20 protein-coding genes are annotated in these 22,418 nt (G+C 44.0%); 12 read left to right on the top strand and 8 right to left on the bottom strand.

Annotation, left to right across the window (positions count from 1 at the left end):
• Positions 1-4: 4 nt before the first annotated feature.
• Entirely contained in the window at positions 5-286 is a 282-nt protein-coding gene (gene rpsF / locus ACHZBG_RS15635) for a 30S ribosomal protein S6 (RefSeq protein ID WP_320130398.1), read from the bottom strand.
• Between the two features lie 569 nt (positions 287-855).
• On the opposite strand from rpsF, the gene murD reads away from it, so the two are divergent.
• A complete protein-coding gene (gene murD / locus ACHZBG_RS15640; protein WP_320130399.1) occupies positions 856-2,193 on the top strand; it encodes a UDP-N-acetylmuramoyl-L-alanine--D-glutamate ligase in 1,338 nt (445 codons plus the stop codon).
• Here the strand turns inward: murD and ACHZBG_RS15645 are convergent.
• Together ACHZBG_RS15645 and metG are read right to left on the bottom strand one after the other, a co-directional pair.
• A complete protein-coding gene (locus ACHZBG_RS15645; protein WP_320130400.1) occupies positions 2,147-3,196 on the bottom strand; it encodes a peptidoglycan bridge formation glycyltransferase FemA/FemB family protein in 1,050 nt (349 codons plus the stop codon). The two genes, murD and ACHZBG_RS15645, sit on opposite strands and share 47 nt — an antisense overlap.
• Positions 3,197-3,276: 80 nt before the next feature.
• Positions 3,277-5,520 (bottom strand): methionine--tRNA ligase, encoded by a 2,244-nt coding sequence (gene metG / locus ACHZBG_RS15650; protein ID WP_320130401.1) that lies wholly within the window; start codon positions 5,518-5,520, stop codon positions 3,277-3,279.
• A gap of 146 nt (positions 5,521-5,666) precedes the next feature.
• On the opposite strand from metG, the gene hflK reads away from it, so the two are divergent.
• The 3 genes from hflK (at position 5,667) to ACHZBG_RS15665 (ending at position 8,409) form a co-directional block, all read left to right on the top strand.
• Positions 5,667-6,653, top strand: a complete 987-nt coding sequence (hflK, locus tag ACHZBG_RS15655) for an FtsH protease activity modulator HflK (protein ID WP_320130402.1) — start codon at positions 5,667-5,669, stop codon at positions 6,651-6,653.
• Positions 6,650-7,657, top strand: coding sequence for a protease modulator HflC (gene hflC / locus ACHZBG_RS15660; RefSeq protein ID WP_320130403.1), 1,008 nt, complete (start codon positions 6,650-6,652; stop codon positions 7,655-7,657). The genes hflK and hflC overlap by 4 nt, the downstream gene beginning before the upstream one ends.
• Positions 7,658-7,734: 77 nt before the next feature.
• Positions 7,735-8,409 (top strand): HAD family hydrolase, encoded by a 675-nt coding sequence (locus ACHZBG_RS15665; RefSeq protein ID WP_320130404.1) that lies wholly within the window; start codon positions 7,735-7,737, stop codon positions 8,407-8,409.
• Here ACHZBG_RS15665 and ACHZBG_RS15670 read toward each other — a convergent pair.
• Both ACHZBG_RS15670 and ACHZBG_RS15675 read right to left on the bottom strand, forming a co-directional pair.
• The gene (locus ACHZBG_RS15670) at positions 8,396-10,054 is read right to left on the bottom strand and encodes a hypothetical protein (protein WP_320130405.1); all 1,659 of its coding nucleotides are present in this window, start codon (positions 10,052-10,054) and stop codon (positions 8,396-8,398) included. The two genes, ACHZBG_RS15665 and ACHZBG_RS15670, sit on opposite strands and share 14 nt — an antisense overlap.
• The gene (locus ACHZBG_RS15675) at positions 10,051-10,791 is read right to left on the bottom strand and encodes an ABC transporter ATP-binding protein (RefSeq protein ID WP_320130406.1); all 741 of its coding nucleotides are present in this window, start codon (positions 10,789-10,791) and stop codon (positions 10,051-10,053) included. Before ACHZBG_RS15675 ends, ACHZBG_RS15670 begins: the two co-directional genes overlap by 4 nt.
• A 231-nt stretch (positions 10,792-11,022) precedes the next feature.
• Here ACHZBG_RS15675 and ACHZBG_RS15680 point away from each other — a divergent pair, with 231 nt between their 5' ends.
• Positions 11,023-12,243: an argininosuccinate synthase gene (locus tag ACHZBG_RS15680; RefSeq protein ID WP_320130407.1), complete on the top strand. Its 1,221-nt coding sequence runs from the start codon at positions 11,023-11,025 to the stop codon at positions 12,241-12,243.
• Between the two features lie 77 nt (positions 12,244-12,320).
• On the opposite strand, the gene ltrA is transcribed toward ACHZBG_RS15680, so the two are convergent.
• The gene (gene ltrA / locus ACHZBG_RS15685) at positions 12,321-13,823 is read right to left on the bottom strand and encodes a group II intron reverse transcriptase/maturase (protein ID WP_320128961.1); all 1,503 of its coding nucleotides are present in this window, start codon (positions 13,821-13,823) and stop codon (positions 12,321-12,323) included.
• A gap of 416 nt (positions 13,824-14,239) precedes the next feature.
• Between ltrA and ACHZBG_RS15690 the strand changes: the two genes are divergently transcribed.
• The 6 genes from ACHZBG_RS15690 to ACHZBG_RS15715 all read left to right on the top strand — a co-directional run bounded on the left by ACHZBG_RS15690 (position 14,240) and on the right by ACHZBG_RS15715 (position 20,724).
• A complete protein-coding gene (locus ACHZBG_RS15690) occupies positions 14,240-14,710 on the top strand; it encodes a nucleoside deaminase (RefSeq protein ID WP_320130408.1) in 471 nt (156 codons plus the stop codon).
• Positions 14,711-14,933: 223 nt separating this feature from the next.
• Positions 14,934-16,055 (top strand): hypothetical protein, encoded by a 1,122-nt coding sequence (locus tag ACHZBG_RS15695; RefSeq protein ID WP_320130409.1) that lies wholly within the window; start codon positions 14,934-14,936, stop codon positions 16,053-16,055.
• A gap of 27 nt (positions 16,056-16,082) precedes the next feature.
• On the top strand, positions 16,083-17,186 hold the full coding sequence (locus tag ACHZBG_RS15700; protein WP_320130410.1) for an ROK family protein: 1,104 nt from the start codon (positions 16,083-16,085) through the stop codon (positions 17,184-17,186).
• Between the two features lie 76 nt (positions 17,187-17,262).
• The gene (locus tag ACHZBG_RS15705; RefSeq protein ID WP_320130411.1) at positions 17,263-18,624 is read left to right on the top strand and encodes an extracellular solute-binding protein; all 1,362 of its coding nucleotides are present in this window, start codon (positions 17,263-17,265) and stop codon (positions 18,622-18,624) included.
• A gap of 140 nt (positions 18,625-18,764) precedes the next feature.
• The gene (locus tag ACHZBG_RS15710) at positions 18,765-19,814 is read left to right on the top strand and encodes a sugar ABC transporter permease (RefSeq protein WP_320130412.1); all 1,050 of its coding nucleotides are present in this window, start codon (positions 18,765-18,767) and stop codon (positions 19,812-19,814) included.
• Positions 19,807-20,724 carry a carbohydrate ABC transporter permease gene (locus ACHZBG_RS15715; RefSeq protein ID WP_320130413.1) on the top strand — a complete coding sequence of 306 codons (918 nt, stop codon included), beginning with the start codon at positions 19,807-19,809 and terminating at the stop codon, positions 20,722-20,724. The genes ACHZBG_RS15710 and ACHZBG_RS15715 overlap by 8 nt, the downstream gene beginning before the upstream one ends.
• 157 nt (positions 20,725-20,881) lie before the next feature.
• On the opposite strand, the gene ACHZBG_RS15720 is transcribed toward ACHZBG_RS15715, so the two are convergent.
• Together ACHZBG_RS15720 and ACHZBG_RS15725 are read right to left on the bottom strand one after the other, a co-directional pair.
• Positions 20,882-21,625 carry a 4Fe-4S binding protein gene (locus tag ACHZBG_RS15720; RefSeq protein WP_320130414.1) on the bottom strand — a complete coding sequence of 248 codons (744 nt, stop codon included), beginning with the start codon at positions 21,623-21,625 and terminating at the stop codon, positions 20,882-20,884.
• On the bottom strand, positions 21,622-21,927 hold the full coding sequence (locus ACHZBG_RS15725) for a metalloregulator ArsR/SmtB family transcription factor (protein WP_320130415.1): 306 nt from the start codon (positions 21,925-21,927) through the stop codon (positions 21,622-21,624). The genes ACHZBG_RS15720 and ACHZBG_RS15725 overlap by 4 nt, the downstream gene beginning before the upstream one ends.
• A 149-nt stretch (positions 21,928-22,076) precedes the next feature.
• On the opposite strand from ACHZBG_RS15725, the gene ACHZBG_RS15730 reads away from it, so the two are divergent.
• A complete protein-coding gene (locus tag ACHZBG_RS15730; RefSeq protein ID WP_320130416.1) occupies positions 22,077-22,343 on the top strand; it encodes a hypothetical protein in 267 nt (88 codons plus the stop codon).
• Positions 22,344-22,418 lie beyond the last annotated feature (75 nt).

The following is a 22,418-nucleotide window of genomic DNA, read 5'->3' on the forward strand; positions in this document are numbered from 1 at the left end:
TGAGTTATTTTTCCGTGTTGACAAACAGGAACTTCAAAATCGGTGTAGAAAGCAAGAATGTTTTCTCAAATCCCATAATTGAAGTAGGATCTGCTTTCAGTTCGAAATAGACATAATGTCCTTTTTCCTGTTTCTTGATATCATAGGCGAGGTACTTTACGCCCATATCGTCCTGCTTGGTAATCTCTACACCGGCAGCAGCGAATGCGCTGGTTACTATTTCAAGACCAGCTTGTGTCTTTTCTTCATTTGCATCGAAGATGATGGTGAACTCATAATTTCTCATGGTTCCTCCTTATGGACTGTATGATCCGCCAAAAAAGCGGATAAAGAGGTTCTAATTACATTATCATAACATAGGTAAGACAGTCAACAAAGCAAATCAATATATCACCAATTGATAGAAATACTTTAATTACTTGCATGGTTCTTTGAAGATATAGAAAACCGCCGGAGCGACCGGCGGTTTTTGCATTTGTGAACTGCATGTAGCAGTAAGCAATAATTGCAGTAAAGAAGATTATTTCTTCTTATGTCTATTCATTCTGAGTTTTTTCTTCCTCTTATGAGTAGCAATCTTATGCTTTTTTCTTTTTCTTCCACAAGGCACTATAGAGCTCCTTATCAATCGGCTAAGTTATCGACCGCTGCCGATTCCGATTGATTTTGTAATTACCGTACTATTATGCAAAGTTGCTTCCCGAGCGTCAAGAGGTAATCAAATAAATATGGGTCTTACCAAAAGGTACTACATATTATGCTATTCGCTATAATATTTCTATCAATTTTGTAACACATTATTGCCCAGCGTGTCTAATCTCTACTACTATATAAGTATATCAAGGGGGGAATCTCATGAAGGTTTTGGTCTTCGGGTTAGGAATGCACGGAGGAGGTTTTGCAGCCGCCTCGTATTTTCTTGACCATGGAGATGAAGTTCGGGTAACTGATTTGAAAGGCAATTCCCAGCTTGGTACGGAAGTACAGACACTCGAACAACGAGGAGCAAAATGCATCACGGGCAATCATAGGGCCCAGGATTTCAGATGGGCTGATATAGTAGTTAAGAACCCAGCGATTCCTCCTGATCATCCCCTATTGGAATCAACCAAGATGGTAGTCAACGATTTTGCTTGGCTTTTTTCTTCACCATGGTGTGAACAGACTAAAATAATTGCCATTACGGGAACCAAAGGAAAAACAACCACCTCTGCGGCTGTTGCCCATGCCTTGGAAAAGCTTGGATATGAGGCAATGCAATGCGGGAATATGGGTATCAGTGCCTTCACGGTCCTCAGTGATTGGGAAAAAAGAAATGCAGAAGGTCGAAAAATGCCTGATTACCTTGTCTGTGAGTTCTCTTCCTGGCTTATCAGGGATACCTATGCAGCTATGCGCGGACAATTTCCTCCCATGGAAATCTGTGCCATCACAAATTTTTACCCTGACCATCTGAATTCCTATCAGACGATTGACCTGTACCTTGCTGATAAGCTGGAATTGTTTGGAAAGCATACGAAACTTGCAGTCATTCCCGATGTTTTCATGAAACAAGTCCAAAAACTTACAGGCCTCGATAAAAAACAAGTAAGAGGAATCGATAGGTCCTGCGCAAAAGTCCTTCAAGAAATGCCACATCTTAAAAGTGCCTATGCAATATTGCTAGCTTTGGGATTCAAATGGAAAACCATACTCAAGGCATTGTCGAGTTTCAGCGGGGTTCCTCATAGAATTGAACAAATTGGAACTATCGGAAATATAATGCTTGTCAACGATAGTGCGGCAACCATTCCCGAGGCTGTTCATTTTACCTGCGCAAAATTTCATATGATGCCCATTCATCTCATCTGCGGAGGTACAGACAAGAACCTTGTTGCCGAATCAATGCTCAATGAACTCAAGGAAGCTTCTAGCATTTCCCTGCTTGGCGGATCATATACAAAAGACAAGTTGATTCCTCTCATGGAAAAAGAAAAAATTCACTTTGACGGTCCTTTTCAGACCATGGATGAGGCTTTCGCCAATGCCTATGCAAAGGCTGAGGAGAAAGCAAAAAGCTTACCTGAACTGCCCCAAGTCGTCTTGCTTTCTCCAGGAGCTACTTCCTTCGAGCTGTTTGTCAATGAATTCGATCGAGGAGATCAGTTCAGGAACTTGGCAAACACCCTTCTTGACTCCACGCATGCCGTTTGAGTCTATACCGCGCATTTTCAGAGATTGAATAGATTTTCCATACAAGGAAATTGGTGACGTAGTCAGTTGTCGGTGTCCTATAATAAGGTTGGCCACCAAAAGAAAGCTTAAACAATTCAAGCCCTTTCAGATGCATTCCCCTTCCCATTGGGCCCGGAATACCAAAGAAATCATAATAAGTACAACCATTCTCACAGGCAAGCCTGATTGCAAAGTCTTGCATCGCATGCGAACAGGTAAAGTTATCTTGCCGCAGGGAAGCCCCAAAAAGATAGACAGCTTCGAAAGAACTCATCAGGACAATACAACCCCCAATGATGACACCTTCGTGCTTTGCCAAAATGAGTTTACATTTCACATCCCCTGCTACTTTACTGTCCAAAGCAAGCAAGGCTTTGAGGTACTTACTTGTCCGAGCTGAGAATCCGTCACGTCTTGCAGTTTCCAGATATACATTGTACCAACGCTTGAATTCCTTTACGTCCCCATCCCATAAGCAGACATCAACAAACTGGGAACTTTTCCGGATTGCACGCTTCGCACGATCCCTATAGCCACAGGTCACTGCTTCATATCCCCAATGCAAGTCTACACGGACAGTACCATCAGGTTGCACACTTTCTTTTGAAGTGTGGAATCGTTTGCCCTCCAATTTCATTACATTTGGATCATTGACTTCATCCCAAGGAAGATCATATCGGATGGAAAATACTGTCCAGGGTAATTGTTTCTTAAGTTGTTTTGATAACTCCTTTATCAATTGGGAAACGCCAAGGGTAGGACAATTGAACACATCAGGTCCAAAGGGGATGTAGGCAAGAGAACAAAAAGGGGCCAATTGCCTGACTAATACAAGAACCTGAGAATGCCAGGAGCCGACATCCAGCAAAAAAGCATGGGCGTTCCACCCTGAAGCATGCTTGACAGCTCCCCAAAAGCTACTTTGAAAAGGAGAAAACGTGCAAGGAAATTTCTTATAATCAATTCTTTTGAGTTCAACCACCTCTTTCCATCCTATAACAATACGGCAAAGGGGACCTTGAAGGCCCCCTTCCTTAAGAATAATTTGCTCTTGAAAGGTTATCAGCCAACGGGACCGTCAAGATATTTTTTAGAACTCAAGACCTTGGAATTTGCGCCAAGAGCCTTTCCATCAACCTTGACTATCCCCTTCTCTGCATAAATTGGCATTGCAAAGAAATGATCTGCCTTAACATAGGATATAGGGCCTTCTGGTTGTTCAAGCCCTTCTGGCTCCAATACGGTTCCTGCTTCAAATTGAGGAGCAAACAATACCTCACAAGTAGTATGTTCCTCGGCATTGGGATCGCTGGCAGCCAACAACATACCACTGCTTTTGACTCCCCTGAAATTTGCAGGCTTAAGATTACTTACCAGCACGATATTCTGACCCTGCAACTCTTCTGCTGTATAATAAGGTACTATGGAACTGACTATCGTGCGGGAATTCTCTTCCTTGCAATCAAGCGTAAGAATATAGAGTTTATCTCCTGCAGGATGTTTTTCGACATTGATTATGGTAGCAACCTTGAGGATTACCCTCCGATTGAATTGCTCTGCTATGGTTTCCTGGGTCTCAGGTTCTTTCTGTTCCATTTTTTTCTCCATCTTATTGGTTGACTCTTCTTTCGAAGCATTCAGTAATTCCTTTGCTGCTCGCTCGTCCTGGGAGCCTGCAAATCGTTCACGAAGACTTGCAATCAGGTCATCATCAAGTTTCGCAAACAAAAGTTCGGTCTCTCCCAGTTCTGAAAGCCCTGTATAGTTGCCCAAGGAAGTCCAACGGGCATCAGTATCATGCAAGAAAGTGAGTAATCGCACACTGGTAGTAGGCATGAAAGGTTCTATCATCACGCCAAGGTCCCTGATAAGATACACAAGGGTTTTCAGCAAGGAAGCAGCTTTTTGAGGATTATCCTTGCGCATCTTCCAAGGTTCTCCATCCTGGAAGGCCTTGTTGCCAATGGAAGAAAGAGCGAGGATTTGTCTGAGACTTTCTCGTTCCTCAGCTCGTTCCATCAAAGAATCGATCTCTTTTTCCTTATCCGTGATAGCCTTGAAAAGCTCCAGGTCCAACTCACCCTCAGGAACTTTTCCATCATAGAATCGACTGACAAACGTCAAAGTTCGGTTTACAAGGTTGGATAAATTCCCGATAAGTTCCCCATTTACCTTTTCCTGGAAATCAGCCCAGGTAAAAGTGACATCGCTCTTCTCAGGACGATTATAATACATATAGAAACGCCATACATCGGCAGGTATTCCGGTTTCCTGGACATCATTGCCAAAAATACCGATTCCCAGACTCTTGCTGAACTTGCCACCTTCATAATTAAGATATTCGGTACTGCTCATATGGTGAAGCATCGTCCAGTTTTCTCCTGTTGCCAGTTGGCAAGACGGAAAGATTACCGTATGGAAAGGAATATTGTCTTTTCCGATGAATTGAAACAACTCAGTATTGGTCGGGTCAAACCACCATTTCTTCCATTCCGAGGTAGCATTTGCGCTGATGGAAACATATCCGATGGGAGCATCGAACCACACATAAAAAACTTTTCCCTCATACCCTTCTTTCGGAACGGGAATGCCCCATTTCAAATCACGGGTAATGCAACGTTCCTTCAGCCCATCACGAATCCAGGATTTTGTGACCTGAACTGCATTATTTGCCCAAAAGCCATCCACACTAGCCTGTTTCATCCAAGTTTCCAGTAAAGGCAAGGCTTTGGGAAGATCTATATATAGATGCTTGGTTTTTCTTGGAATGGGCTTGGTTCCACAGACTCCGCATTTTGGATCTATCAATTCAGTTGGATCAAGAAGTGTCTGGCAATTGTCACATTGATCACCTCTGGCTCCGGTGGAACCGCAATGGGGACAAGTTCCTTCAACGAAGCGGTCAGCCAGGAACCGCTCACATTTAGGACAATACAATTGTTCAAGTTCATGTTCAGTGATATACCCTGCGGCATCTACTTCCCTAAATATTTTCTGTACGATTTCCGTTTGCAAAGGAGTGCTGGTCCGTCCAAAATAATCAAAGGAAATATTGAACCACGCATATATATCCCGGTGGATGGTATGATAATGGTCACAGAGTTCCCGTGGGGAGACTCCTTCTTTCAGGGCCCTGGTCTCAGTTGCAGTACCATATTCGTCTGTACCGCAGACATACAGGGTTTCATATCCCTTCGACCGACAAAAGCGGGCAAAAACATCGGCGGAAAGAACCTGGGTAAGGTTACCAAGATGGGGAATATTATTTACATAGGGCAATGCAGAGGTAACAAGTCTTTTTTTCATAGCAGTTATAATAGACCGCCTCCTTGTTAATTTCAATGGCAAACCAGGTTTTACAAGAGACTTTTCTTTCAGCGACGAGCTTGACGATACGTCAGTGAGAAAGTACATTGAAAGAGTGCCATTCTAGACACATTTAAGGAGAGACCATGGATACCATGCAACAACCACCACGGCCTGCACGCAAAACGAACAATATCAGTCCAAAACTGGTAATCTGGATTATCGTTGCAGTAGTGCTCGTCATGTTGGTTCTCAGCAGTTTCTTTGTGGTAGACCAGACCGAACAAGCCGTTGTACTGCGATTGGGCAAATACAACCGTACTGTTGGTCCTGGCCTTCAGACAAAAATCCCGTTGGGCATCGAATCAAGTTACAACGTTCCGACCCAAGTCGTACAAACAATGACCTTCGGCTATCGATCAAGTTCAAACAATACACCCTTGGCAGGAGTCAGTTCAGACTACCCCAACGAGTCCTTGATGCTTACCGGGGACTTGAATATCATTGATGTCGAATGGATCGTACAATACAAGATCGAAGATCCTGTAAAATGGATGTTCAGAGTCGAGTCGAGGGAAAAAACCATCAGGGATATCAGCCAGAGCGTGATGAATCAACTCGTGGGAGATCTTCCGATTCTATCTGTCATGACCAGTGAGAGAACCAGCATTGAAGTACTTGCCCAGGAAAACACCCAAAAGATTTTCGATTCCTATAATCTGGGCGTTCGAGTAGTTACCGTCAAATTGCAAAATATCGTCCCGCCGGTCGGAGAGGTTCAGGATGCTTTCGAAGATGTCAACAAGGCAATTCAGGACATGAATCGGTTGATCAATGAAGGCAAGCAGAACTATAACAAGATTATCCCATCCGCTACAGGTGAGGCCAATAAGATTATTCAGATAGCCCAGGGATATTCGGCAGAACGTGTAAACCAAGCCACTGGTGATGTTGCTCGTTTCAACAGCGTTCGTGAAGTCTATGAGAATAGCAAGGATATTACGAGAACTCGACTCTATATCGAAACGATGGAATCAATCATCAATTCTACTGATGGTGGTACCCTCACTTTGATAGACAAGAATCTCAAGAACTACTTGCCAATGCAGATGCTGGGAGGTAGCGCCAAATGAAAAATTCAACGAATACCAAAAAACTAGTAACTACATTGGTCATAATCGGCGTGATTCTGGTTGTCTTCTTGTTGCTCGGCCCTTTCTATATCCTATATGAAGGCCAACAGGCAGTTATTACCAGATTTGGAAAGATCGTGAGTACGGAATCAGAAGCAGGATTGAAAATCAAGATGCCCTTGGTAGATAATGTAGTCGTATATCCAAAGAAAATCATTTCCTGGGACGGCGACGCACAACGTATTCCTACCAAGGAAAACCAATTCATCTGGGTTGATACTACGGCCCGTTGGATTATCGAAGATCCTGCAAAGTTCTATGAAACCGTCAATACGGTCAATAACGGGCTTTCCAGGCTTGATGACGTACTTGACTCTTCAATCAGGACAATCATAAGTGAGAACTACCTGAATGAAGCCGTCAGGAATACCAATCAGATCAATGACATCAAGGTGACCGAACAAGTACAGAACGTCGAAAACAACGAAGATGCAGAAACCTTGAGGAATCTGACAAAGACCCAGTCACGACAGGAAACGATTTCCATTGGACGTGACGGTTTGAGCCAGATGATGTTTACCCAGGCAAAGAAATTTACCGATGCCTATGGTATAAAAATGATTGATATTGTCGTAAGACAGATTCGCTATAGCGATGACCTTACAGAAAGTGTCTATCAAAGAATGATCAAGGAACGTAACCAGATTGCCGAAGCTTACCGCTCTTATGGACGTGGACAAGCGGCCCAATGGCAAGGCAAAACGGAAAACGAACAAAAGGTAATTCTCTCGGATGCTTATGCAAAGAGTGAGACCATCAAGGGTGTCGCAGATGCCAAGGCCGCCCAGATTTATAACAAGGCGTATGAGGCTGATCCTGATTTCTTTGAATTCTGGCGTACCTTGGAGTCGTACAAAAAGACGATTCCTTCACTGAACAAGGTTCTGAGTACTGACATGCAGTATTTCGACATGCTTTACAACAGTCAGACAAATACAAAATAAATCATTTTCAAGTTTCTCAAGGAAGGGATTATTCGTAATCCCTTCCTTTTTTATCCCCTACTGGTTACAATGCCTCCATGCCAAAAAGTACACTTATAGCCTTCGACTTCGATGGAACTTTTTACCCTATTGCCCCTTATGACAGTGAACAGTTGCTTATGCTAAAATGTGCTGCCTCTAAAGGGTTATTGAACAGAACACGTGCAAAACGTGCTGTCATAAAGGATATGAAAGGATGCAGTGATTGGCAAACCTTCACTGATGACTATCGATTGCATACCAGATCGTTTCATCAGGAATTGATTGATTCTGTTGTGGATGAATTGATAAAAGCCGTCAAGGACGAACAATTTGAACTTCTTGAGGAACTGCATGGTGTTGCAGACCTTGCAATAATAAGCTGCGGGACAGAAAACCTCATTCATGCTTTTCTGGAAAGAAAAAATATTGCTGATTTATTTATGGGAGTATGGGGAAAACAATTTCACTTCATTGAAGGAAGTTCAAGTTCCATGGAAATCCATGTACATGGCGCCCAAGACAAAAAAAGGCTTCTTCAAGAGCTCAGACAAGGCTATGGACAAACCATAGCCATCGGCGATGGCCCGACTGACATTCCGATGCTCAAGTCGGCAAATCTAGGACTTCTGGTGGATTGGACTGGCAAAAAAGAGTCCCCCTATCCTTTCAAGTCATTTTCCTCGTTCAAGGAGGCCTGTAAGGAAGCTCTTCTATCAATCAAGAAGGCTTGAGTGCTTCTGTCGCTTTCCTTATGCTTCGTCTGAAAGAGAAAAAACCAATCGAAATTATGCATACCAATGCAAGCAACTTTCCCCAAAGCGGAGAAAATCCAAACAGAAGAGGCAAGAGCAACAAGGCTGTCTCAAACAGCACCAAGAGAAACGAGCCTAGCATTCCAAACACTCCATTCAGATTGCTTTTAATTGCTTGTTTGGCAAGAGTCCAATCAAGCATAGGATGTCCATAATCAATGGAAAGGGCAAAAACTGCACTGGATAGGATAATACCAAAGGAAAGAGGAATCATCCAAACGAGATTTCCCGGACCCAGCTTAAAATAGAGCAAGGCAAGGACCAGATAGATAATTGTCGTCGGAAACACCAAAACCAAATGGAAATACAATTTGGCACGGATGAATATCTCTGGTTCCAGAGGATACGTCTTGTCCATTTCAAACAAGGCACCCTGCCTGCTTACACTGGTGGCAGAGAGCATGCTTATACCGGACAATAGATTCACAAGGCCAAAAACCCCATAAAGGAAATAGGGTGAAGAAGTAGCAAGTTGTATTATTCCCTCCATTTCGCCGAGGACTCCCGTCAAAGCGTATACGCCTATCAATATGATAGGAACAAACAATTCTCCAACCAATTCAAAAATAAATGCAGAAGAATGTAGGATGACTTCCTTTTCTCGCTTCATCAAGGAAAACTCTGCAGGAAGTCTTCTCCTTGAAGATTGTTTTATCGAATGCCTATGCACTCCATTTCCTTCCTGGGCATAAGAAAAACAAGTATTGAAGCCATGGGCTACAAAAGAAATAAAGAGACCTGCAAGAACGAGACTCGTACTGATATTCAGAAGAAGATAACGCAAAGAGAAGACTCCACGTCCTTGCCAAGCAAAAATCGGAAGACTTTTATACAAGCCAGAGATTTTATCTGCCATCGTGGCAAGCATGGCCTGATAATCTATTGCAAAAGTATCACCAGGTGCCAAATTTCTGGTAAAACTACTGGTCATCACCAGCGTCAGCCCTACCAGAAAGACCATGGAGATCAATTCTTCAAAGAGTCGGTATCGCCTCCCTTTTGTCAATCGGAGAATGAGACTCGATATCAACATTCCCAAGGCAAGGGGAACAAAAGGCCCAATTATCAATAACAAGACCCCACCGATTACCAACAACAAGGTTACCCCGTTAACGAACGCTGAGGCTACCAAGGCAGGGAAAACAACTATGGCATAAAAGAGGATATTCCCCAGATATGATACTATCAGACGACTTGCAACCAATTCTTTTTCTGTAACAGGAAGAGAAATGACAAACATCTCGTCTGAGCCCCAATACAAGACTGAGGAGGTACTGGCAGAACTGAAAATAAAAATAAAAAGAAACCCAGCCAAACAAGCTAGGAACATACCGAGATCAGGAATATCAATCATCATCCCCAACGTCTGATAACTATAATAATTTATACCAAACATTACTTCCAACATAAGAAACGTCAAAAAAAGGATGATGACCAGAAAGGATTGCAGGATTTTCCCTTTCAGTGTATTTCTCTTGCCTCCGAATTGTTTCCAATAGGTAGCCAAGGGTTTTGTTCCCTGCATAAAGGCTTTTACCAATAACCAGACAAAGGACCATCTCATTTGAAAACCTCTTTGTCAGTCAATTCCAGGAAAAGCCGTTCCAAGCTATCGGATCCCTCACCTTTTGCATTTTGAAGTTCTTGCACAGTACCAAAAAAAAGAAGGGAACCTTTATTGATGATCCCGATCAAATCACAGAGTTCCTGGGCAACTTCCATGATGTGAGTGGAGAAAAAGACAGTATTGCCTTCCTTGCAATATTCTTTCATGGTTTCTTTCAATAAGAAGGAAGCCTTGGGATCAAGGCCCACCATCGGTTCATCAAGAATCAAAATTTTTGGCTTATGGATGAGGGCCGCAATGACCGCAAGCTTCTGTTTCATACCATGGGAATAGCTTGATATCTCTTCATCCAGGGCTTTCTCAAGTTCAAAACGCTGAACCAAAGGAATCATTCTCTCTTTCCGCTGTTCATCTGTCACCTTGAAAATATCACAAATGAATTCAAGATGCCTACGCCCTGTCATTTTTTCATAGAAGCGTGGTTCATCCGGCACATATCCTATCATGGCCTTGGTCTGCAAACTTTGAGTAACGGTATTGCTACTATTTAGGGAAATGGTACCTAAATCAGGCGAAAGAATACCTATCAACATTTTGATTGTCGTACTTTTGCCTGCCCCATTGGGCCCGAGAAACCCGAATATTTTTCCGTCGGGAATTTTTATATTCAAATCCTTCACGGCTGGATCGCTATGTTTGGCATACGTCTTGGTTACATGCTCTATTTCTATCATATGGATTCTCCGCTTGTAGTATAGAATGGTAGATACAATTTTTGCAACAACAATTTCGAATTTTTTCAAATTAGATATATTTAGTTTTTATGCATAAAAATTACCTAATATCCTATATTTTAGGATTATTTGGCTTTTTAAGAATATTTATGCATAAATACTTGAATATTTTTTAATCTTTATCTACACTCTGTCCATAAAACAAATAGAAAATCCTGGAGGATTGTAGATATGGAAAAGGAAAAGGTCATTCTTGCATATAGTGGTGGTTTGGATACCTCCGTCATTCTCAAATGGCTCAGTAACAAGGGCTTTGACGTAATTGCCTATGTAGCAAATGTTGGACAGAATGAAGATTTCGAAGCAGTCGAGAAAAAAGCTTTTGCAACGGGCGCTTCCAAGGTATATATCGAGGACTTGAGAAGTGAACTTGTCACCGATTATGTCATTCCGGCAATGAAAGCCAATACGATTTATGAAGGGACCTATATGCTGGGTACTTCCCTTGCACGTCCAATCATTGCCAAGAGGCAGATTGAGATTGCCAAGAAAGAAGGGACTGTCTATGTAGCGCATGGAGCCACAGGAAAAGGAAATGACCAGGTTAGATTTGAATTCGGCTACTATATGAATATGCCTGAAGTCAAGATTATTTCTCCGTGGAAAGATCCTGAATGGTTGAGCCAGTTTGAAGGCCGTTCAGATATGATTGCGTATGCCAAGAAGTACGACATCCCCATAAAAGCTTCTACCAAGAAGCCCTATAGCGAGGATGAGAATCTGATTCATATCAGTCATGAGGCCGGAATCCTTGAAAATCCTGCCAACAGATGCCCTGAAGATGTTTACAGCCTGACAGTAAGTCCCAAGGATGCCCCCGATGAGGAAACCTTGCTTACCTTTGAATTCAAGGATGGCGTACCGCTTTCCGTAAAGAATGAAAATGACGGGACCTTCGTAACTGATCCGTTGGAAATGATTTTGTATCTGAACAAGGTAGGACACGACAATGCCATAGGCAGGGTCGATATGGTCGAGAATCGTTTTATCGGTATCAAGAGTCGAGGTGTTTACGAGACTCCTGGTTGCGAGATTCTTTGGAAAGCCCATCATAACCTAGAAGGCATTACCATGGACAAGGAAGTCATGCATCTCCGTGATTGCCTGACTCCCAAATATGCTGAGTTGATTTACAATGGCTATTGGTTTGCCCCTGAGTTCAACATGCTCACGGCTGCTTTTGAGCAGAGTCAGAAGCAAGTAACGGGATCTTCCAAGGTCGTTCTTTATAAGGGGAACGTAACATTTGCAGGAGTTACCAGTCCCTCCTCTCTTTACAATGAGGAACTTGGATCAATGGACAAGGCCGGGGGATACCAGCCTGTCGATTGCAAGGGTTTCATCAACATCAATGCAATTCGCCTCATGGCAAGTTCCAACAGGAACCAATAGAAAGATAATCGAGTAGGCGGGGGCCACTAAGCCCCAACCTCTCACACCACCGTACGTGCCGTTCGGCATACGGCGGTTCAACCAAACAGACTATTGTACCGGAAATCCAGCACAATCCCATCTTGCTCCATACGCACAGTATGGAGCTTCTTGTAATAACCCAGAATATCCACCAGTCGGTAATGCTCATGAAGGCTCTCATTGCTGATGAGATAGTTCATGGATTTTGCCATCTTCCAGTACGACCTGCTGGCAAGTGTCCATTTCTTCAGCTTCCACTCTTCCGCTCCCAGTTGCCTGATGCGGTGTTTCCGGTTATTCCCGGACTTCCACTGTTTCCATAGATACTGGCGTATGCGCCTCCGAATCCACTCCATCAGGCCCTTGAGGTATTCCTTGATGGCACTTCTTGCAAAGTACCCAACCCAACCCCTCAGGATGCTGTTGAGCTCCCCAATGACCGTCCAGATGCTCACTCCGCGGTTGCGCTTCGTGACCAGCCGTATCCGGTCCTCAAGTTTCTTCAGCTTTTTCTCGTGGGGAACGGTCCTCCCAAGTTTTCCTCTCTCGCCGTATGTCCGGAATGTGAATCCGAGGAAGGTCGAACCTACGGCCCTCCTTGCCTCCGTCTTCTCCATGTTCACTTTCAGTTTCAGCTTCCGCTCCAGATAGCTTTTCGCGCTGTCCCTCACCCGGTAGGATGACATCTTGCTCTTGGTGAATATGTTGCAGTCATCGGCGTACCTCACAAACCGCAGTCCCCGCTTCTCCAGTTCCCTGTCGTAGGGGGTGAGATAGACGTTCGACAGCAGGGGCGACAACGGGCCCCCCTGCGGGGTACCCAGTGCTGTTGCCATCATGCTCCCGTTGGTCATCACTCCGCTTTTCAGATATACGTAGATGAGCCTCCTCACGTCCTTGTCGTCCATGTGCTTGTCGATTAGTCCCATGAGGATGTCATGGTCGACCGTGTCAAAGAACTTGGACAGGTCCAAGTCAACCACGTGCTTGTACCCTTCGGACATGTAGGTCTGGGCGAGTCGGACCGCATCCTCGGCGCTCCTGCCGGGCCTGAACCCGAAGCTGAAGTCGCTGAATGTCGGTTCGAACACCGGGGTCAGAACCTGCACCAGGGCCTGCTGGATTACCCGGTCCACTGCCGTCGGTATCCCCAGCAGACGCACGCCCCCGTTGTCCTTGGGTATTTCCCGTCGGAGCACCGGTTTGGGTTTGTACGTCCGAGTGACAATCCGCTCGCGAATCAAGGCCCAGTTGGCTTCAAGGTAGGATGGAAGTTCAGTCACTTCCATCCCGTCGATTCCCGCAGAACCCTTGTTCTGCATCACCTTCCTCATCGCTTGCTGGATGTTCGCAAGGGAAATCAGTTGCTCGCACAGTCTCGTGTTCGGTCTTGACCTGTCTTCCTCTCTCATTCGTTCCTTTCTCACCCGCATCATCACTGGTAGGCTCTCGCCGTTCGGATTTGCGGATGGACCTTTCCCTTTCGAAAGGCGTTTGATTGTTCGGCCCTTTGCGTCCGTTTCCCCGGTCGCTACTACGGCCTCTGCTGACTTCTCCACATTCGTTGTTACTACGTCGTCATAAGCGATGTTGCAGCCTCGTACGCTGTGGAGACCTCGCGGGATAAGTCATCACTCTTTCCTCGTTTACCCGCCTGATTTACAGATGAAGGTCACATTGCCTTTGGGATTCACTGATAGTAGCCAGCTTGTCCCCTCCACCTGCCTACTATCAGGTTTCTGTCCGTCGGGCCACGATTTCGCTATTGCTTCTTCCCTCCCACACCTCGCGGCGTGAAACTTGCAAGTCGCTATCGGGTTCGTCGGCAACTACGCCCCTTGGGAATTTCACCCAAGAATGATGACATGCCCGTCATACTACACAGAAAAACAGCCTTGGAAACAAGGCTGTTTTTCTATATCCATTCACAATTGTACAAAATTATGGTACTTTCAAGGTCTGGGAGACAGCGAATATGAATGCCAAGGAACTATTGATGCAAGCAGTGGAAACTGCACTGAAAACTATGAAAGAAAATATCGGAGGACCTTTCGGTGCAGCTCTTGTCGACAGTGAAGGCAAGGTATACCTCGCTTCGAACAGTGTTCTTGGTGGACATGACCCTACTGCCCATGCCGAGATAAATGTCATCAGAAAAGCTTGCCAGGATAAAAAAACACATGATTTGACAGGATGTATTGTCTATACTACTTGCTATCCCTGCCCCATGTGTCTTTCTGCGTGCATTTGGGCAAATATCAAGGAAGTCTACTATGGTTGCACGCCAAAGGATGCTGAAGCCATCGGCTTCAGGGATGAATATATCTACCGCTATATTAATGGAAATTGCACAGATACGTCCGTTTTGTCCATCAGTCAGGAACATCGGGAAGTATGTCTTCCTCTCTTTGAAAAATATGAGGCAATGCATAAGGAAATTTACTAAATTCATTATTGACCACTGTCAATAGGAAAAATTGTGGACTAATTAGGTTTTCAAGACTTTCAGCCATGCTTTACAAAAAGCATGGTTTTTTGTCGTTAAAAGCAATTATATCGTCCGTAAGTCAATATTCTTATTGAATATGGTCGAAAATTCATTTGACAAAACAGTGTTTCAATGGGACAATTAGTTTGTTGGAAAAATCAACTAATTGAGGAGCACCTGCATGTCCACCCTATTGTTCATCCCTACTTATTGGAGTACCGAGAGTATTCCAAGCTGGAAAATCTTTGACCATCCGTTTCCCATCACCGAAAAGGGAACGTTGGGCAGGACGTTGGAAAATCTCCAGGATATCGGTTATACCGAACCTGTAATGCTTCTTCCAATCCCCTGCGACCCTACCATTGTCCAGCATGTCTCAAAGTTGTGTAAGGATAGTTGCCTCAACCTCACCCTCTTCTCCGATACTGATTATACGGCCATGCTCGATACTTTTCGAAAGATGGATATGGCTCAAGAAGATATGGTCTTATTTGATTGCAATAGCTATGGTGGTGTGAGAAATATAGGACTGGCCTATGCAGCCATGCACGGATTTGACCAGATATTGATGATTGATGACGATGAATGCATCGACAAGGATTATCTTGCATGTGCCCTTTCCCAGTTGGGTGAAGAGCATGCGGGTAAACGTATTCTGGGAAAGACGGGATGCGTAAAAGATGAAAACGGATGCAAGGTCTATGATGGGCAGAAAGGCCCCTGGGGCATTGAATGGCCCAAGGATGAACTCTTCAACAAAGAAGTCCAACATTCACTTGATACCCCGGGAAGGATTGTGGATTGTACTGTTGCCTTCGGCGGGAACATGATCCTCAGTCGGGATTTGTTTACCCTTGTTCCCTTCGACCCCTTGGGGACCAGGGGAGAAGATGATGACTATGTGATGAATGCACGATATTGCGGCGAGGACATCTTCTTTGACAAGGAATTACTCCTGCTGCATCTTCCTCCGACACGGTCGAAAGCCTTCTGGAGCCGACAACGACAAGACATTATCCGCTTCCTCTATATCCGGGAAAAGATTCAGGCACTTGGCATCGATCGAAACAAGATAGGAGATTTCCTACAGTATTTCACTGGCGAGAATCTGGAGAAAAAGGCTGTGGATTCCAGCATCGCGGCTGCGTTGTATTTCGAACATGCAGACAGTCAGGAATTTCAGGAATTTCTCAATAATGCAAAGATTTCAGTAGCTCAGGACAGGAAGGTATGGACAGGCAAAGCTGAACATTTCAAGCGCATGGTACCAGTTTGGCAACATCTGATGAAAACTTTTTCCTAAGCCATAATAAAGGAGATGCTGAAAGACATGCAGAAGAAAATAGGTAATGCAACGAAAATTTGCAAGACGCTCTGGCAAACTCCCGGAATAAGTCGGGCGGATTTGGCAAAACACCTCAGAATTGACAAATCCACCATCACTGCGGAAATTACAAATCTGATTCAAAATGGTGTCATCTCTGAATTACCGAAGCTGGAAGAGCAGAATTCTTTGGGTGGTACAGGACGAAAGCCCATTCCCTTAACCCTAAATAAGGACTATGGGGTCGTTTTGGGAATATCCATCCAAGCCGGTAACTACACTATGGTAGCAATCAACATGGTGGGGGAAATCATCCTATCCAAGGAAGTGGAGCAATCCATCACCGCGAGTAACATCATCGATGCGCTCACCATGATTTACAAAGAATTTCTGAAAACCCTGATGCACCAGGAAAAGCTATTGGGTATCGGTATTGGTGTCGGAGGTCTGATCAATCAGAAGGATTTTTCCATTGGCTATTCCGTTACTTTGGATATAGATCATCCATTCTCCTTCCTTGAAGAGGCAAAGAAACAAATTCCTGTTCCTATCGTCTTGGAAAACAATGCCAATTGCTGTGCCTGGACTGAATTGGCTTTCTCTCGTAGCTTTGCCGTACAGAATTTTCTGTTCTTGCTTCTTGAGTTCAAGCAGGCAACAGTTCCCCATAAGCGATACGGAGGCGTCGGTATAGGACTGGGAATAGTCCTGGGAGGTAGGGTCTACTATGGGGCCAACTCCTTTGCAGGCGAGTTCAGAAGTGCTTTTTGCAATGTAGATGATGAAGAACAAACCTCCCTCTCCGCAGAGCAAATGAAAAATATCATGAAGGATAAAGAGATTCAGCAAAAATTTATTAGTGAGCTTGCCGCCAATATTGCCATGCTCGTAAATACATTGGATCTCGGACATGTCCAAGTTGTAGGCGATATCGAAGAACCAGGACTTGCCTTCTGTACAGAATTGAACAAAGCCATTGTCCATAACTGGCTCTTTCCCGTGGAAAAGGAGGTGAAGATCGAGTATTCATCCCTAGGGGCAAACACCGTAGCTTACGGAGCTGCGGGAAAGCTTGTCCAAACGCTTTTTGACTCGGCGGACATCCCTTGATGCCCAGTGTTATTTTGGATATATGCAACAGCAATGCTTCATATAAATCTTATTGCAAGAAGAGGAGAAAAAAACGATGAGTATCAGAAAAAAGCAATTTCTCATTGCCGTGTCTATCATCATCCTACCGTTCATGCTATTTGCCAATGGCAGTAGCGAACAAGCACCAAAGGAAGCGACCAAGACAAGCGACAATACCATTATGCTCAATGTTCTGGATTACAGTGATGCTACGGCCCCTGGGTATGAAGAGTTTCAGAATGTCTGGAACAATTTTACCGTTGAGAATCCAAACATCTCACTAAAGAAGGAAGATCTTACCAATGAAGCCTTCCACCAGAAAATGGCTGCTTATGTGGCTGCAGGAACCATTCCTGATGTAATGTACATGTATCCCTCGGGAAGATCCGCAATCCTGCATAAGGAGCATTTGGTAAAGGATCTCAAACCCCTGCTGGGAGAAGAGTTCCTATCCGAGTTCCTTCCTACCGCTACCAATCCGGAGGGCCAGAGTGCACAATACCTTGCAGAACTCCCTCAATCCATCTGCTACTCCAGTGTCATGTACACCAATACCAAACTCTTGCAGCAATATGGACTCTCAGTTCCAAAGACCTATGCTGATCTAAAGGCAATGGTACCAAAGCTCAAGGCAAAGGGAATTCAGACAGTACTTATGGCAAACAAGGACGATTGGGTCATGCAATCCTGTCTGTTCTCTACCATTGCAGGACGTTTTGTAGGAAAAGAATGGTTTGACAAGGTGTCGGCAGGAACTGTCAAGTTCACCGATCCTGAATTTGTAGCCGCCCTGCAGTTCGTTGATCAAATGTACACAGACGGCGTCCTTTCCCGTGATACCATCCAATTGTCCTATGGAGAAGTTCCTGGACTCTTTGCCGCAGGCAAGGCAGCATTCCTTATCGATGGCGATTGGAGACAGAATGCCTTCATTACCGACAAAGCTTCAGGCTTGGCCTTGATCAGTCCTGAAGACCAACAGAACAATTTCAGCATGATGGCATTTCCTTCCATTCCCGGTGAAAAATTCCCTGGAGTAATTTCATCTACCTTGGGATGTGGATATGGAATATCCGCTTCCATTCCCGCTGGCTCTGCAAAGGAAGCTGCGGCGGTCAAACTCATAAAGTATCTCTATTCCAAGGATGTCCAGCAGAAATATCTGGAAGCAGGAAGATACATCACCTCGAGAATGGATGTAAAGAGTGATAAACTCGAGCCATTCACGACCAAGATGATGCAGTATTACTCTTCGGTCAATGATACCTGTTATGTTCTTGATTCCGCACTCGATCCAAGCGTCTACACGGTCCTGAATAAGGTCTTGCAGGAAATCGGTCTTGGGTCAAAGACACCTGAACAAGCTGCAAGCGAAGTACAAGCAGCAATGGATACCTATTTGGCCTCGCAAAAATAACTGATGTGCATTTCGTCCCAAGTCCTCTTTGGGCTTGGGGTATTTAAAAAAGGATTCTTCAGTATGAATGAGAATAACAAAGTAAAAAAAAAGCCTATTGCTGGATGGTCATACCGACTTTCGTAATATATCTTTTTGTGATGGCATTCCCCATTATTCTGTCGCTTGTCTTATCCCTGAGTAACTTTTCAGGTGGTAAGATATTCGCCGGTGGGCATTGGAAGATTACCGGCTTCCAGCAATATGGACAACTTTTCGTCGACAACTATTTCTGGCATGCACTCAAGAATAATATTCTTATCGTGTTGATTTCCGTATTTGGACAACTTCCGCTGGGCTTGTTTCTTGCCTATCTTATCTATCGAAAAAGTGTAAAGTTCGGAGAATTCTGGCAAGGCATTCTCTATGTTCCTTCCATTATCTCTGTCATTGTCATCGGCATCATGTGGAACTTGATATTTTCACCTTATGGCCCCTTGGCAGAAATCATCAACAAAGGATATGCACTTTCCTACTCATCCAACCTCTCGAATGTCATGGCCTCCTATATTGGAACAAATGGAAAACTACAAGTCACAGATGATCTGGTACACAAGATACTTGCCATCAATCCTGGTACAGCAAATAGTTTCTTTACCAATCCGCCAGTAGAGTTGAAGGCAATGCTTTTGGACATGACCAATGAAAGTATTCCAATGATACAAAGCGACCTGACGCATCTGATGGCTCCTGTCTGGTCTACAAACTTCCTGAACAAGGAAGGTACGGCAATGATTCCCATCATGTTCGTTACCCTTTGGTGTTGGACGGGCATGTACCTTATTATATTTCTTGCCAATATGCAGAAAATCGACTCACAGGTATTGGAATCGGCACAGATTGATGGAGCAAAGGAACGAAGCATACTGGCGCACATCATTCTTCCTGAACTTTCAGGGGTAATCATGAATACAGCAATCCTCTGCATTGCCGGCTCATTGAGCTCCTTTGCCTTGATCTATGCCATGACAGGAGGAGGGCCAGCAAGAATTACCCAAGTGCTTTCCATCTATATGTACGAGAAAGCTTTCATGGGGACACCTGATTACCCGTTGGCCAATGCCATCTCCATAATGATGGTCGTATTCAGTCTGATTCTGATTATGATTACGAAAGTCGTACAGAAAAAAGTCGGAGGTAATGATGACTAAAAATACTGTAAAATCAGAAACCGGTCTGGGCATCTTCCTCTGGAAATTCTTTGCCTATCTCATCATGGCCGTGTTTGCGTTTCTGGCAATCGGACCCATCATCTGGCTGTTCATCAATTCATTCAAGGCGACTGTAGAATTCCAGTCGAATATGGTGGGGCTACCACAGCATTTCTATCCTCAGAACTACTCAGGAGCCTGGAAAATAGGAAACTTCAGTATCTTATTCGGCAATTCCATCCTCTACACAGTACTTTCGGTAGGAATTGCGCTATTTCTCTCACTTCTGACGGGATTCGCCTTTGCCAAATTGCCATTCAAGGCAACAAAGCCAATCTTTTCCACTTTCTTGTTGGGAATTCTGATTACTACGCAGACCCTGATGGTCCCGATATTCCTGCAAGTCACCCAAGTGGATTCTCTGTTGGGTGGTTTTTTCCAAAAGCTGGGACTTTGCAATGCAGAAAAATTCCATCTTTTCTACAACACCAAATTCGGTGTAATATTGATTTATGTAGGATCGTTACTTCCTATAGGAGTATACCTTTGCACAGAATACATCAAGAGTATTCCTACAGCTTTGGTGGAAGCAGCCAGAATTGATGGTGCTGGCTATTTCAGGATATTCATCGCCATCATAGTCCCGATGACTGTACCTATCATCATTACGCTTTGCCTTTTGAATATTCCAACCATCTGGAATGAATTCGCCTTGATAAACATCCTTGTTTCCAGGCTCGAATTACAATCGCTGCCTCTTGGTATCTACAAATTCTCGGGAACGCTTTCTTCCGATTATGGAAAGCAATTCGCTGCACTGGTCATCGGATTGCTCCCCATGCTTGTATTCTATATTATCTTCAGAAAACAGATTACGAGAAGCGTAGGAAGTGGTGCAGTCAAAGGCTAATAACCCTCCACTACAGAAATATCCTTTCCTGCCAGTTGCAAACAGCTGGCAGGTTTTGTATACACTTCATTGCCTTGCTACGATTAGAATATAGAATAACCAGGGCACCCTATATTAGGCCATCCCAGCTTATTACACAAAATTATTAGGGTTATGTTCAAGAAATGAACAATTCGCTCTTTTTCCTATCTTTGCATTGGTTTTCAAGCCAAGCAACAGAGGCAAGGAATCGTTCGTCCACAAAAGCTCTTGCATGATGGGAACATATTCGTATACAAGCACAACAATGGATGCAAAGAGAAGGATCATCCTGAAAAATTGCCTCGGTTGGACAATGGTTCTGGCACATCCCACAGTGTATACAATTATCAGTTGCAATGCTCATATAGGGCAAATTGTCCGGTTGTATTCCTTCCCGGAAAGGATGATTTCCATTTACCTGAACTGATTCCCTATGGGTAGGCGCTGAAACAGCCAAACGATCAAGAATGAAAAAATCCTCGGCATCAGGTCTTCCGAGACCAACTTCATTGGAAAAACTATGTTGTGCTACAATTGCCGCGGCGCCTGTCAGCAGGATTCCCTTACTTTCCAGGAGATCCTTGATTTCAACCAAGGCATCATCATAATCCCTGTTACCATAGGTAGCGATTGCGATGGCATGGCAATCCTTGCCAAAAAGACAATGCTCCAAATAGTTTGAAAAGAGGGTTGGAACCCTCCCGGCATATACAGGAAAGGAGATAATAAGTAAAGTTTCTTCAAAAAACAGGGATTCTTTGCGATTTTTAGCTAATGTTACATCAACTATCTCATAGGGTTTTTTCATTGCTTCGGCTACGGCAAGAGAACAAGCCTTGCTTTGCCCCGTCGGACTAAAACAGATAATTGCAATTCTCAAAACAACTCCTCATAATGTTCCATACCTAGAGCCAAAATTCTATGAATATGCTCATCATTAAGCCTATAAAGTACATTTCTACCCTCTTTCCTAAAACGGACCAGACGCCTGGCGCGAAGCAATTTCAACTGCTGGCTAATAGTACTCTGCTGCATATTCAAGGTTTCGGAAATCGTATTGACTCCTAGCTCGCCTTGTTCAAGGAGAAACAGGATTTTCAATCTGGTTGGATCGCCAAATACTTTGAAAAATTCAGCAATATCTACAACTTCTTCATCCAATGGTATGGAAAATCCTTGCATCTCTATTCTCCTGAAATCTATTATACTGCTACAAACAGCTAATGACCAGTTGGCATTTGCTACACTTTTGCTAAATATTCATGGATATATTCTCATTCAAAACAAAATACGATAAAATAGGAATTGCTAATCGTGGAGACTATAACTAGATGGATATATCTGCAACGGGATCGGTTGGTACCCAAGATAGAGGAAGCAAACGATATTTCCGCTTGCTCAACACAGAAATTCAGGCTATTGTAAGCAATAAAATTGCTTCAAAGGGTCAATTCTTGCCTGCAAAGGAAGGTAAAGGAATTTCGGTTCCTCTCGATATTGCAAAAGATTTCAATATCATCCAAGCAATATTCGCCTGCCTTCATGATATCAGATTGGTTCACCCGACAGAGGCAAGCCAGCTTTCTAATATAACATGAGCTTCTCTTTCCACAGGGACAGGTCATCAAGTAAATAAACACAAGGGAACTTTTTAACCATTGCTTTCCCCTAGA

The sequence above is a fragment of the uncultured Sphaerochaeta sp. genome, assembly GCF_963676625.2.
Lineage (GTDB): Bacteria > Spirochaetota > Spirochaetia > Sphaerochaetales > Sphaerochaetaceae > Sphaerochaeta.

What these genes read in the sequence shown, in the direction of transcription:
- ACHZBG_RS15670 (WP_320130405.1), bottom strand. Translation starts at nt 10,054, where the DNA reads ATGAGATGGTCCTTTGTCTGGTTATTGGTAAAAGCCTTTATGCAGGGA.
- ACHZBG_RS15710 (WP_320130412.1), top strand. Translation starts at nt 18,765, where the DNA reads ATGGCATTCCCCATTATTCTGTCGCTTGTCTTATCCCTGAGTAACTTT.
- ACHZBG_RS15730 (WP_320130416.1), top strand. Translation starts at nt 22,077, where the DNA reads ATGGATATATCTGCAACGGGATCGGTTGGTACCCAAGATAGAGGAAGC.
- hflC (WP_320130403.1), top strand. Translation starts at nt 6,650, where the DNA reads ATGAAAAATTCAACGAATACCAAAAAACTAGTAACTACATTGGTCATA.
- ACHZBG_RS15715 (WP_320130413.1), top strand. Translation starts at nt 19,807, where the DNA reads ATGACTAAAAATACTGTAAAATCAGAAACCGGTCTGGGCATCTTCCTC.
- ACHZBG_RS15680 (WP_320130407.1), top strand. Translation starts at nt 11,023, where the DNA reads ATGGAAAAGGAAAAGGTCATTCTTGCATATAGTGGTGGTTTGGATACC.
- ACHZBG_RS15690 (WP_320130408.1), top strand. Translation starts at nt 14,240, where the DNA reads ATGAATGCCAAGGAACTATTGATGCAAGCAGTGGAAACTGCACTGAAA.
- ACHZBG_RS15675 (WP_320130406.1), bottom strand. Translation starts at nt 10,791, where the DNA reads ATGATAGAAATAGAGCATGTAACCAAGACGTATGCCAAACATAGCGAT.
- ACHZBG_RS15705 (WP_320130411.1), top strand. Translation starts at nt 17,263, where the DNA reads ATGAGTATCAGAAAAAAGCAATTTCTCATTGCCGTGTCTATCATCATC.
- hflK (WP_320130402.1), top strand. Translation starts at nt 5,667, where the DNA reads ATGGATACCATGCAACAACCACCACGGCCTGCACGCAAAACGAACAAT.
- ACHZBG_RS15695 (WP_320130409.1), top strand. Translation starts at nt 14,934, where the DNA reads ATGTCCACCCTATTGTTCATCCCTACTTATTGGAGTACCGAGAGTATT.
- murD (WP_320130399.1), top strand. Translation starts at nt 856, where the DNA reads ATGAAGGTTTTGGTCTTCGGGTTAGGAATGCACGGAGGAGGTTTTGCA.
- rpsF (WP_320130398.1), bottom strand. Translation starts at nt 286, where the DNA reads ATGAGAAATTATGAGTTCACCATCATCTTCGATGCAAATGAAGAAAAG.
- ACHZBG_RS15665 (WP_320130404.1), top strand. Translation starts at nt 7,735, where the DNA reads ATGCCAAAAAGTACACTTATAGCCTTCGACTTCGATGGAACTTTTTAC.
- ACHZBG_RS15700 (WP_320130410.1), top strand. Translation starts at nt 16,083, where the DNA reads ATGCAGAAGAAAATAGGTAATGCAACGAAAATTTGCAAGACGCTCTGG.
- ACHZBG_RS15725 (WP_320130415.1), bottom strand. Translation starts at nt 21,927, where the DNA reads ATGCAAGGATTTTCCATACCATTGGATGAAGAAGTTGTAGATATTGCT.
- metG (WP_320130401.1), bottom strand. Translation starts at nt 5,520, where the DNA reads ATGAAAAAAAGACTTGTTACCTCTGCATTGCCCTATGTAAATAATATT.